A 12,070-nucleotide genomic window follows, 5' to 3' on the forward strand; every position below is an offset into this window, starting at 1 on the left:
GGCGTTCGCGCGGGCCGGAGACGAGTTGACGCAGGGAGCAGGGGTACCCGATGAGCGCGCCGACGCAACAGGAGAGGTTCAGCTTTCAGGCCGAGGTCGTCCAGCTTCTCGACCTGATGATCCACTCGCTGTACAGCAACAAGGAGATCTTCCTGCGGGAGCTGATCTCCAACGCCTCCGACGCGATCGACCGGCTGCGGTTCGCGCAGCTGACCGAGCCCGGCCTCGAGGAGGAGGGTGCGGACAAGGAGGAGCTGCGGATCCACGTCTCGTTCGACAAGGACGCGCGCACGATCACCATCACCGACAACGGCATCGGTATGAGCCGGCAGGAGGTGATGGACAACATCGGCACCATCGCCAAGTCCGGCACCCGTGAGTTCTTCCAGGCGCTGACCGGCGACCAGCGCAAGGACGCCACGCTCATCGGCCAGTTCGGCGTCGGCTTCTACTCCTCGTTCATCGTGGCCGACCGGGTGACCCTGACCACCCGCCGCGCCGGGCTGCCCGCCGAGGAGGCCGTGCGCTGGGAGTCGGACGGCCGCGGGGAGTACGCCCTGGAGGCCGTCGAGCGCGCGCAGCGCGGCACCGAACTCGTCCTGCACCTGCGCGAGGGCGAGGACGACCTGCTCAACCAGCACCGGCTGCGCACGATCATCCAGAAGTACTCCGACCACATCAGCCTGCCGATCGTGATGCCGCAGGAGGGCGACGAGGCCGGCGAGGAGACCGTCAACCGCGCCTCCGCGCTGTGGGCCCGCCCGAAGAACGAGATCAGCGACGCCGACTACAACGAGTTCTACAAGCACGTCGCGCACGACTTCGCCGACCCGCTCGCCCATCTGCACAGCAAGATGGAGGGCACCTACGAGTACACCCTGCTGCTGTTCATCCCGGCGACCGCGCCGTTCGACCTGTGGATGCCCGAGGCGCGCCACGGCGTGAAGCTGCACGTCCAGCGGGTGTTCATCATGGACGACACCGGCCAGTTGATGCCGAACTACCTGCGGTTCGTCCGCGGGGTCATCGACTCGGCCGACCTGCCGCTCAACGTCTCCCGCGAGATCCTGCAGAGCAGCCGGGTGGTCGACAACATCCGCTCCAGCGCGGTCAAGAAGGTGCTGCGGCTGCTGAAGGACCTCGCCGAGAAGGATCCGGAGAAGTACGCCACGTTCTGGCGGGAGTTCGGCGACGTCCTGAAGGAGGGCGTGGCCGAGGACTACTCCAACCGCGACGAGATCGCCAAGCTGCTGCGGTTCACCACCACGAAGTCCGCGACCGACGAGCCGGACACCTCCCTCGGCGACTACGTCGAGCGGATGAAGGAGGGCCAGGACAAGATCTACTACCTCCTCGCCCCGACGCCCGCCGCGGCCAAGAGCAGCCCGCACCTGGAGATCTTCCGCAAGAAGGGCATCGAGGTGCTGCTGCTGGGCCAGGCCATCGACAACTGGCTGGTGACGAGCCTGCCGGACTTCGAGGGCAAGCGGCTCCAGTCGGTCGCCCAGGGCGTCTCCGACCTCGGCGCGATGGAGGACGAGGCCGAGAAGGAGGCGGGTGAGAAGGCCGGCACCGAGCTCAGCGGCCTGGTCGAGCGGCTGAAGGAGGCCCTCGGCGACAAGGTGTCCGACGTGCGGACCACGAACCGGCTCACCACCTCCCCGGCCTGCATCGTGGCCGACGAGCCGGACATCGAGATGAACCTCATGCGCCGCATGCGGGGTTCGGGGATGCCGAGCCGGCCGATCCTGGAGATCAACCCCGAGCACACCCTCGTACGCCGCCTGGACGGGGAGACCGACGAGCAGCGCCTCGCCGACTGGGCGCACGTGCTCTACAACCAGTCCGTGCTGACGCTCGGCGCCCGCATCGACGACCCGGCCGAGTTCGTCGAGCGGCTCAACGGCCTGCTCATGACGCTCGCGGACGGCACCGGAGAGGGCGCGCAGGAGACCGAGAAGGCGGACACCGAGGCGGGCTCGGGCGAGGAGTGACGGCGTGGTCCGGGGCGCCGGCCGGTGCCCCGGACCACCCGCTCCCCCTGTCAGGTGCCGTAGACCTGGAACTCCCACAGCGAGTAGCCGTACGGCGTGCCGCGCTGTGTGCCGTACATCCGCACGTACCGGCCCGACCCGGAGACGCTCACGTCCTGCACTCCCCCGGTGCCGCTGGTCGTCGAGTAGACCGTCGTCCAGTTCGTGCCGTCGGTGGACCTTTGGATCTGGAACGCTTTGCCGTAGGCGGCCTCCCAGTTCAGGATGACGTGGCTGAGCTGGCGCACCGAGCCGAGGTCGACCTGGAGCCACTGCGGGTCACTGAACGCACTGGACCAGCGTGAGCCCGTGTTGCCGTCGGTGGCGTTGGCCGCGGCGGTGCCGGGCGCCTCGGTGGACGAGGCGGTCGTCGGGCGTCCCTGGGACAGGTTCGTCCCCGTGTCACCGCCTCCGCCCGGCGCCTTGTTGTAGACCGCGACGTAGTCGATGTTGAGCGAGCCGCCGGAGACGGTCGAGGCGCCCGGCCCACCGCCGAACGCGTCGGGGAACCCTCCGCCCATCGCCAGGTCGAAGATGATGAAGAACGGGTGGTCGACGGCGTTCGCCCAGGTGGTGGCGTCCACACGGTCGGCGGCCAGCGTGAAGTAGTTGTTGCCGTCGAGGTACCAGCGGATCTGCTCCGGCGACACCGACCGGTCGATCTGCACGGCGTAGGTGTGGTAACCGGTCTGGCAGCCGCCGCAGGCGCGCTCACCGCTGCCGATCCCGGTGGACTCGTTGCAGGGACCGCCGGGGTTCGTACCGCAGTGGAGGGTGCCGAACACCGAGCTGCGGCCGTTGATGTCCTCGAGGATGTCGACCTCGCCGGAGGTCGGCCACGGCGTACCGGTGCGCAGCGTTGATCCGAGCATCCAGAACGCCGGCCAGTAACCGGCCCCGTTGGCGGTGGTCACGTTGGGCTGCTGGATCGACGCCTGCATCATGACGACGCCGCCGGCGGGCGCGCCGAACGTCGCGGCCTGCGTCTCGACCCGCCCGGAGGTCCAGCCGGCGCGCGGGTCCGAGCCGGAGTGGAGCGCCTTGAGGACGAGATGTCCCGCGCCGTCCTGGTAGACGTTCGCGGTGCTGTTGGTCATGGTCTCGATCTCACCGGTGCCGAAGCCGCTGCCCGGCCCGGTGTCGTACTTCCACGTGCCGGTGTTCAGGCCGGTGCCGGCCGCGCCGGTGAAGTCGTCGCTCCACGTGGTGGTGAACCCGGCGGGCGGGGCCGGCACCGCGGCGGGCCGGGCGGGAGCCGCCCCGGCGGGCGCGCTCGCGGCGACGGTGGCGGGCGTGATCACGCCGACGGCGAGGAGGAGGGCGCCGGCTCCGACCTTGAGCCGGTGCGCCCACGAGGCGCGGAGGTGCCTGTCTTGCCGATCGAACAACACGGTGTGCTCCTTTGCGGGGGCCGTACAGACCCACCCGTACGACCCCCTTGGCGAGGTGACGGTCGACTTCCGATGGAGCGCTTTCAGGCGCGGCCGGGGCGGCTCACCAGCCGACGGCGACGAGGAGGTACTGCGGGTCGCCGTGGGAGATGAACGAGGACTGGCCCGCGACGTCGTCGTAGGGGAAGCCGTAGGCCAGGTGGTTGATCGCGTGGTCGTGCCAGAACTTGGCGTAGTAGTTGGCCGGCGCGGCCTTGTAGTACTGGCTCGGGTCCGACTGCTGCGACTGCCCGGCGACGTGCCGGTTGAGCGCGGCGCACATGTTCGGGTTGCCGGCCAGCGAGCCCGCGCATCCGAACACGTTGGACGTGGGTTCGTTCACGCCGTTCGCCTGGGCGTAGCTCGTGAAGTAGTTCGCGTACTGCCCGCCGGAGCGGAACGCGCTGTCGCTGCCCGGCGCGGGGATGTAGTACGGGGCCTGGACCGTCGCCAGGTGCTTGAACTCGGCCGGGACCTCGTTCTGGAACCGCTGGAAGGTCGCGGACCGGTCCTCGGCGAACGTCGCCTGGTCCTCGCCGACCTGCGTGTCGTAGCCGTCGTGGGCGTGCAGCCGCAGGGCCAGTTTCAGCCCGAAGCCGTCGACGCGCGTCGTGTTGCCGTTGAAGACGTCCGGCCCGACGGTGAACTCGATGAAGTCCCGGTACTGGCTGTTCGGCGAGCCCAGGTAGAAGTACATCCGGCCGGCGGAGTTGGCGGGCATGTCGAAGTAGGGCTGTTCGGCGATCGAGTGCGTCTGCCCGTTGAAGCTCCAGTAGACCTGGCTGTCGGGGTAGTGGCCGTTCGTCCGGTTGAGGATCTTCAGCTCGAGGACGTTGTGCGCGGCCGGGATGTCACTGGTGTCGCCCCAGAAGGAGTCCGGCGGCGGCGTCGTGGTGGTCGCGGAGTAGACCGCGAACTCCCACAGCGAGTAGCCGTACTGGGTGCTGCGCGTGGTGCCGTACATCCGGATGTAGCGGCCGGTGCCGCCGACGTTCAGCGTCTGGGTGCCGCCCGTGCCGGTCGTGGTGCTGTAGACGGTGGTCCAGGTGGAGGCGTTGTCGGACACCTGGATCTGGAAGGCCTTGGCGTAGGCCGTCTCCCAGGTGAGTGTGACCTGGCAGATCTGCTGCGAGGAGCCGAGGTCCACCTGGAGCCACTGCGGGTCGCTGAAGGCGCTGGACCAGCGGGTGCCGGTGTTGCCGTCCACGGCCGCCGACGCGGGGGTGCCGGAGTTCTCCGTGGACGACGCGGTCGCCGGCCGGTTCAGCGCGACGTCGCTCCCGCCGCACGCGGCGGCCTTGGGAGTCCCGGCCGCGCCGGCGGTGAGCGGGGTGCCGGCCACGAGGAAGCCGACGAGAAGCATGATCGCGGCGGACGCGATCGCCATGAGGTGGGCGGGCGCGCGACGGCGCGCCGGAGGACGGAGGGTGGGTCGCACGTGGCGTCTCCCTTTCTGGGGGTAGGGAGGCGCGGCTACGGCGGTGGCGGCCGCCGAAGCCGCGATCCGGCGACGGACGTCGCTCGGTCGTGGGGCGGTCTTGCTTTCTGAGAGCGCTCTCAGGCCTGACGGTGGACGCCATTCCAACTCCCGTCAAGGGAGTCAAGACATAACGTTTCGGTAACGGCCGTCGCCCGCCTTGCCCCACCAAGTCCGGACATATGCCCTGGCCAGGGTATTTGTTGCTCCGCACCCCATTACTCGGTCGCGGCGTGCGTGTCGAAGTCGAGCCGGACCGGGATCGTCGATGTCGCCGTCATGCCATCGAACCGAGAAGACGGACGGCCCAGGAGTATGGTCCATTTTCATGGCGAAAACCTGGGCCATCTCGGGCGTGGAGCTGCATCTGGAGGTGACCGGCGCCCGCGTGGGCGCGGCGCTGGAGTCCGCGCTGCGCGAGGCGGTGCAAACGGGCCGGCTGGCCGAGGGGACGCGCCTGCCCTCCTCCCGGGCGCTGGCCGGTGACCTGGGGGTCGCGCGCAACACGGTCGCCGCCGCGTACAGCCGGCTCGTCGCCGAGGGCTGGCTCACGGCACGTTCCGGCGCGGGCACCCGCGTCGCCGCCCGGCCGTCCGTCCCCACCGGACCGGCCGGGCCGGGACGCCCGGCGTCCGATGCGATCCGGTCCGGCGCGACCGGACCGGGGCGTGCCGCGCCGTCGCGCACGCGCCCCGCGGTCCGGCACGACCTGCGGCCCGGCTCGCCGGACGTGTCGCTGTTCCCCCGCACGGCCTGGGCGGCCGCGTCGCGCCGTGCTCTGCAGGCCGCGCCGCCCGACGTCCTGACCTACGGGCACACGCGCGGGCTTCCCGCGCTGCGGACCGCCCTGGCCGGCTACCTCGCCCGCGCCCGCGGCGTGCACACCGACCCCGAGCGGATCGTCGTGTGCGCGGGCTTCACCCAGGCCCTGGGCCTGCTGACGCGGGTGCTGCGGGCGCGGGGTTCGGCGACCGTGGGCATCGAGGCGTACGGTGACCGGCAGCACGCCGAGGTCATCTCCGCCGCCGGGCTGCGGACCCACCCGGTGCCGGTCGACGAGCACGGCGCCGTCATCGGTCCGGCGGCCGACGCGCTGCTGCTGACGCCGGCGCACCAGTTCCCGCTGGGCGTGCCGCTGGCCCCGGACCGGCGGGCCGAGGCCGTACGCTGGGCGCACGAGACGGGCGGTCTGATCATCGAGGACGACTACGACGGCGAGTTCCGCTACGACCGCCGGCCGGTGGGCGCCCTGCAGGCGCTGGCGCCCGAGCACGTCGTGTACGCCGGCACCGCGAGCAAGAGCCTGGCGCCGGGCCTCCGCCTGGCGTGGCTGGTGCTCCCGGCCGGGCTCGTGGAGGAGGTCGCCGAGGCCAAGCGGCTCGCGGACGGCCACACGAGCACGCTCGAACAGCTGACGCTGGCCGAGTTCGTGGCCTGCGGCGGTTACGACCGGCAGATGCGCCGCTGCCGGCTGGCCTATCGCCGTCGTCGCGACCGCCTGGTGAGCGCGCTGCGCCGCGAGGCGCCGCGGGTGCGCGTCACCGGCCTGGCCGCCGGTCTGCACGCGTTGCTCGAACTCCCGCCCGGCGCGGACGAGAAGGAGATCGTGGCGCGCGCCCACCGGCGCGGCCTCGCGCTGGAGGGCCTCGACGACTACCGCCGGGCGGAGGACGCCGGCCGGCCCGCCCTGGTCGTGGGCTACGCGACCCCGCCGGAACACGCCTACACCGCCGCGCTCGCCCGCCTGTGCGCCACGCTCGCGCGGCGCTGAACGTGTGGTTGGGGTCTCGGGCCCGGCCACGAGACCCCAACGGGTCACCGCCTGATCGCGGGCTGCGTGTTCAGACGGTCAGCAGCAGCCACAGCCGCAGCCCCACCAGTAGTAGTCGTAGGTCCAGCCGCGGTGCCTCCAGGCGCGGTGCCTCCAGCGCCGGTGTCTGTCGACGATGGAGTAGCTCGTGACGGCATGCCGCGGCGTGACGGTCGGGGCCTGCGCCTGTGCGCTCGCCGGCCCCGCAGTACCGAGAGTCACCACCGTCGCTCCCGCGAAGGCCAGGCCCGAGATCGCCACTCCCATTCGCCGTGAGATTCCCATGGAAGCCACCTCCTTTGATCGGCTTACGCGTGACGACACGTCGGTCACGCCAATGCCTTGTAAAAGCGCGCATTTTCTGCGACTTATCCGACTATGACACCGTTAATCCGCAGGTAACAACGGCCCCGACGGCCCCAGACGTCAATCTTGACGATTGCTTCGCGTCTGTTTTGCGGATGAATTCCCGAGTTTTTGAGTCCCGGTGCGGTGATCTACGGCCGCTTGACTCCAGGGGTCATCGGCGGTTTACCCGCCGGAGGCGATCATTCCTCCGCGCGCAGGAGGACGACGTCGAACTCGACCTCGCGGAACCGGTCCGGCAGGCCCAGCTCGGCCGCGCGCACCGGGTCCTCCACGACGGCGAAGTCGCGTACGAGGCCGGGCTTGACCCCGAAGACCGCGTCGGAGTCCAGGTACGGGCTGTCGGCGGCGAACACGTGCGTGGTCACCGGCGCGTACCCCGCGGCGCGTACGAGGAAGTGGATGTGGGCCGGCCGGTACGGATGGCGGCCGGTGGCCTCGAGCAGCGCGCCGACGGGCCCGTCGGCGGGGATCGGGTAGTAGCGGGGCATCACCGTGCGGAACCAGAACCGGCCGTCGGTCTCCGTCGTGAACAGGCCGCGCAGGTTCGACAGGGGGACCTCCCCGGGCCGTTGCACGTCGTAGTACCCCTCCGCGTCGGCCTGCCAGACGTCCACCGTGGCCCCGCCGACCGGCTCGCCGTCCGGCCCGGTGACACGTCCGGTGACCAGGCAGGGTTCGCCCCGGTCGTCGAGGGAGATGTTCGCGCCGAGGGGCCGCGGCGGGGACTCCACGACGTGGAAGGGGCCGAGGACGGTCGACTCGGTCGCGACGCCCTTCGCCCGGTGGTTGATGGTCTCGACCAGCATCGAGACGCCCAGGACGTCGGAGAGCAGCACGAACTCCTGGCGCACGTCGTCGCACTTGTGCCCGGTCGCGGTGAGGAAGGCGATCGCGGCGTTCCACTCGTCCTCGGTCGGCTCGACGTCCTTGACGAAGTCGTGCAGGTGCCGGACGAGCGAGCCCAGCACCTGCCGCAGCCGGGGATCGCGGGTGCCCTCCAGGCTCGCCTCCACGACCTCGGCCGAACGCTCCTCGCTGAACAGCTCCCGCCGGTCCGCTCCCGCCGCCATGCCCGACCTCCCGTCGTCGCGGTGATCCGGCCACCGCCCGATGAGCCGATCCTGACACGGCCGCGCACCCGGAGCACCCGTACGCCGGATCCACGCGCCGAACGTCGTGGCGCTGGCATACGCTCCCCGCATGACGGACTTCGACGCGTACGAACGCGACCTGTGGGCCGGGCGTGCCGGCGTGTACGCCCGCGGGTTCGCCCGGCTGACCGTGCACACCATCGCACCGCTCCTCGACGCCGCACGGGTCGGACCGGGGAGCCGGGTGCTCGACCTGGGCACCGGGCCGGGGTTCGTGGCCGCCGAGGCCGTGCGCCGGGGCGCGAAGGTCTCGGCCGTGGACGCCGATCCGCTGATGGCCGAGACCGCCGCGCGCAACGCCCCCGACGCCGACGTACGCGTGGCGGTCCTGCCCGCGCTGCCCTACGAGGACGAGACGTTCGACGCCGTGGTGGGCAACTTCGTCATCAACCATGTCGGCGACCCCGAGGCGACGCTCGCGGAGCTGCGCCGGGTGTTGCGCCCGGGCGGGCGCCTCGCCCTGACGTGCTGGACGATGCCGGGCAGCGGGGTCCTGGCCGTCGTGCACGACGCCATGGAGGAGGTCGGCGTCCCCTGGCCGGACGACGTACCGCCGAGCCCGTTCATGACCTACGGCCGGCCGGACGCGTTCGCCGCCCTGGTCGACGGCGTGTTCCGCGAGGCCCGGGTGGAGCACCTCGACTGGGACTTCACGTTCGAGCCGGACGAATGGTGGGAGAACGGCGCGATGGCCAGGGTCGGCTCGAACGCCGTCGTCCTGCTCCGCCAGGACCCGCCGACCATCGCCCGCGTCAAGGAGGTCTACGACCGGCGGCTGACGACGTACGCCACGGGCGACGGGCGGGTGTCCGTCCCGGCGCACGCACTGCTCGCCCACGGAACCCGCTGACCGGTCCCCGGATCGGCCCCGGCAGCCCTGGCGGCCAGGGGCTTTCCCGCCGGGTCGTCCGGATATTCGAGAGTCGTTTGACGGAGGGCCCCGGGGACGAGAGACTCCCCCGGAAACACAGAAGATGGACGGTCGCCTTGGGTTGGAGGAGCGCGTTCCGCAGGCTGGTGGCGGTGGCGTGCGGCGTCGCCCTGCTCGTCGTCGGCCCCGCGTCCGTACGGGCGCGCACCCTGGCCCGTGAGCCCAGCGCCCCCGTCTGGGTGGGCACCTGGGAGAGCGCGGTCGCCACCGCGGCCGCCAGCCGCTGCGTCGACTGCACGATCCGCGACGTGGTGCACACGAGCGTCGGCGGCACGGCGCTGCGCGTACGGCTGTCCAACGCCTTCGGCACCGCTCCCCTGCTCGTCGCGCACACCACGGTGGCGCTTCCGGCGGTCGCCGGCGCCCAGGTGGCGCCGGGCACCCTGCGCCAGGTCAGGTTCCACCGCAGCGCCTCCGTCTCCATCGCCCCCGGCGCCGAGGCCGTCAGCGATCCGGTCCGCCTCAGGGTTCCCGCGGCGCACGACCTGTTCGTCACGACCTACACCCCCGGGTACGCCACCCCGCTGAGCGTCCACCCGATCGGGCTGCGCCGCTCCCTGCTGGCGAGCGGCACCGACGCGGCGGACGCGCTGGACGCCGGCGTGTTCTCGGCGGTCACGCACGCGGGGCACCTCGTCTCGGGCGTCGACGTCACCGGCGGTGGCGCGCGGGGCGCGATCGTCGCCCTCGGCGACTCCATCACCGACGGCTACCGGTCGACCGACGGCGCCGACCACCGCTGGACCGACGTCCTCGCCGCCCGGCTGGCCCGGGGCCGCCGCCCGCTCGCCGTGCTGAACGCCGGGATCGGCGGCAACCGGATCCTGCTCGGCGGAGGCTCACGCGGTGAGCCGGCGCTCCAACGGCTCGACCGGGACGTCCTCAGCCGCCCCGGCGTGCGCACGGTGATCGTGCTGGAGGGCATCAACGACATCCACCTGCCGCCGCGCCAGCGCGACCCCGCCCGGATCACCGCGGGGCTCGCGACGATCGTCGCCCGCGCCCACGCCCGCCGCCTGCGTGTGATCGGCGGCACGCTCACACCGTTCAGGGGCAGCGTGTACTACTCCCCGCGCGAGGAACTCGTCCGGCGGGCGGTCAACGCCTGGATCCGCAGGAGCGGGACGTTCGACGCGGTGATCGACTTCGACGCGCTCGTACGCGACCCGGCCGACCCCCGCCGCCTGTTCCCGCCGTACGACTCCGGCGACCACCTGCACCCGAACGACGCCGGCTACGCCGCGATCGGCAACGGCGTGGACCTGGGCGCGCTGTGAGCGATGTACGAGGTTGGGCGTGCAGTGCCGCTATCGGACTGGTTTCGACGCCTATATCCGGCTATCTCGGTGCGGCGTGGTGGTTCGGACACAGGGCAAAGCGGTACCGTTGATGAGCCTTCATTGGTGCGACGTCAACCGCACGATGTAAGTCGTGGATACAAGGCGGAGTGATGACCGAGAACACAGATCTCAATCGGTACGTCAATTACGGCAAGCTGTTGACAGCCGCCGAGGGTGCCGCGAATACCGCTCGCGGCCTGCGGAAACACACCGACGACCTGGCCGAGGGCTGTGTATCGGCGGCCGCCGGTCACGAGGCGTTCGACTGGCACGGGAAGCTCTTGGAGCTGCACGTGGCCTGGCACCAGCACGTTCACGGCCACGCTACCGACATCCATGGCTACTACGACCGGCTGGTCGAGACGCACTACAACAGCGAGCGTGCCAAACATGGCGCTGAGGCCGACGTCAACCGGCTGCGGGGGTTGACGCCTCCCCAGGAGATCTGAACATGTCCGTCACTTATGGCGATGTCATGAAGGCCGATCCGCCGAAGCTCAGAGCGACCGCCGGGGTGTGGAAGGAATGGGCGGACGCCGTTCTGGTCCACGCCGGATATCTGAAGGAACAGGTCGGTCACCACATCGACAACCCGAGCTGGGACGGCCCGCCGGCCGTGCTCGCACGCGAAAAGGTCGACGGCACGCACTCCGGCCTGAAGTACTCGGCCGAAAAGCTGGGGAACGTCGAGACGGTGCTGATCGACGCGGGCGAGGCATTCGACAAGGCCAAGAACACACTCATCGGCCTGACTCACCAGGCGCAGGGCTATGGTCTCACGGTCGACGCCAAGACCGGACAGCTGTCCTACACCCCGCCCGCGGTCGGCACGGTCACGATGGACACGCACGGAAAGAAGTCGTTGACCCAGGCCGACGTCAACAAACTCGTCCACGACGCCCAGACGCACATCAACGATCTCCAGCCGAAGATCGACGCCGCGGTGGCGAAGGCGGGGCGTGCGGACACCGACCTGGCGCAGGCGCTGGCCGGACTGAGTCCTACGAATCCCGGCAACGGCCATCCCACCGGCCCTCCCGCCGCGCCGTACGGAACGAGCGGCTCTCATGGACACGGTCCGTCGCCGAGTGGCGACACCAGCACGCACAGCGCCTCCGCGAAGGAGGCGCAGGCGTACGCCAGGTCGCTGATGGCCCAGTACGGCTGGAGCGACGACGGCAACTGGGAATCGCTGGTCAAGCTCTGGAACCAGGAAAGCGGTTGGAACGCCAACGCCGTCAACCCGTCGAGCGGAGCGGCCGGCATCCCCCAGGCGCTCGGCCACGGCCACGTGTTCGATCTCGGTGACTACAAGGCACAGATCCAGTGGGGTCTCAACTACATCCGCGACCGATACGGAAGCCCCAGCGCCGCATGGGCACACGAGGTCTCCCACAACTGGTACTGACCGCGACATGACCCCCGGCACGGCCGCGACTACATCAGGTACCAGCACTCCAGCCGCACTTGGAACTCGAGACGGCCACCGCTGCGATCACGTAAGCGTGTCGCACGCAGATGACCGGCGG

Annotated in this window: 10 protein-coding genes; 6 read left to right on the forward strand and 4 right to left on the reverse strand. The window is 70.7% G+C overall.

The features are described from left to right. Positions 1–50: 50 nt before the first annotated feature. A complete protein-coding gene (htpG, locus tag OG417_RS30585) occupies positions 51–1,994 on the forward strand; it encodes a molecular chaperone HtpG (RefSeq protein ID WP_329235888.1) in 1,944 nt (647 codons plus the stop codon). 50 nt (positions 1,995–2,044) lie between these two features. On the opposite strand, the gene OG417_RS30590 is transcribed toward htpG, so the two are convergent. Together OG417_RS30590 and OG417_RS30595 are read right to left on the reverse strand one after the other, a co-directional pair. Further along, on the reverse strand, positions 2,045–3,424 hold the full coding sequence (locus OG417_RS30590) for a discoidin domain-containing protein (RefSeq protein WP_329235891.1): 1,380 nt from the start codon (positions 3,422–3,424) through the stop codon (positions 2,045–2,047). A 103-nt stretch (positions 3,425–3,527) separates the two neighbouring features. Beyond that, positions 3,528–4,901: a beta-1,3-glucanase family protein gene (locus tag OG417_RS30595; protein WP_329235894.1), complete on the reverse strand. Its 1,374-nt coding sequence runs from the start codon at positions 4,899–4,901 to the stop codon at positions 3,528–3,530. Between the two features lie 367 nt (positions 4,902–5,268). On the opposite strand from OG417_RS30595, the gene pdxR reads away from it, so the two are divergent. Next, positions 5,269–6,711 (forward strand): MocR-like pyridoxine biosynthesis transcription factor PdxR, encoded by a 1,443-nt coding sequence (gene pdxR / locus OG417_RS30600; protein WP_329235897.1) that lies wholly within the window; start codon positions 5,269–5,271, stop codon positions 6,709–6,711. 78 nt (positions 6,712–6,789) lie between these two features. Here the strand turns inward: pdxR and OG417_RS30605 are convergent, their stop codons facing one another. Both OG417_RS30605 and OG417_RS30610 read right to left on the reverse strand, forming a co-directional pair. After that, positions 6,790–7,035 carry a hypothetical protein gene (locus OG417_RS30605; RefSeq protein WP_329235899.1) on the reverse strand — a complete coding sequence of 82 codons (246 nt, stop codon included), beginning with the start codon at positions 7,033–7,035 and terminating at the stop codon, positions 6,790–6,792. A gap of 263 nt (positions 7,036–7,298) precedes the next feature. Further along, positions 7,299–8,189: an intradiol ring-cleavage dioxygenase gene (locus OG417_RS30610; RefSeq protein WP_329235901.1), complete on the reverse strand. Its 891-nt coding sequence runs from the start codon at positions 8,187–8,189 to the stop codon at positions 7,299–7,301. A gap of 130 nt (positions 8,190–8,319) precedes the next feature. Here OG417_RS30610 and OG417_RS30615 point away from each other — a divergent pair, with 130 nt between their 5' ends. From OG417_RS30615 to OG417_RS30630, 4 genes are all read left to right on the forward strand, one after another. Further along, positions 8,320–9,120, forward strand: a complete 801-nt coding sequence (locus tag OG417_RS30615; protein ID WP_329235903.1) for a class I SAM-dependent methyltransferase — start codon at positions 8,320–8,322, stop codon at positions 9,118–9,120. A gap of 137 nt (positions 9,121–9,257) precedes the next feature. Next, a complete protein-coding gene (locus OG417_RS30620; RefSeq protein ID WP_329235905.1) occupies positions 9,258–10,478 on the forward strand; it encodes an SGNH/GDSL hydrolase family protein in 1,221 nt (406 codons plus the stop codon). Positions 10,479–10,651: 173 nt separating this feature from the next. After that, positions 10,652–10,990, forward strand: coding sequence for a hypothetical protein (locus tag OG417_RS30625; RefSeq protein ID WP_329235907.1), 339 nt, complete (start codon positions 10,652–10,654; stop codon positions 10,988–10,990). A gap of 2 nt (positions 10,991–10,992) precedes the next feature. After that, a complete protein-coding gene (locus OG417_RS30630; RefSeq protein WP_329235909.1) occupies positions 10,993–11,949 on the forward strand; it encodes a hypothetical protein in 957 nt (318 codons plus the stop codon). Positions 11,950–12,070 lie beyond the last annotated feature (121 nt).

Source organism: Actinoallomurus sp. NBC_01490, assembly GCF_036227085.1.
Classification (GTDB): domain Bacteria; phylum Actinomycetota; class Actinomycetes; order Streptosporangiales; family Streptosporangiaceae; genus Actinoallomurus; species Actinoallomurus oryzae.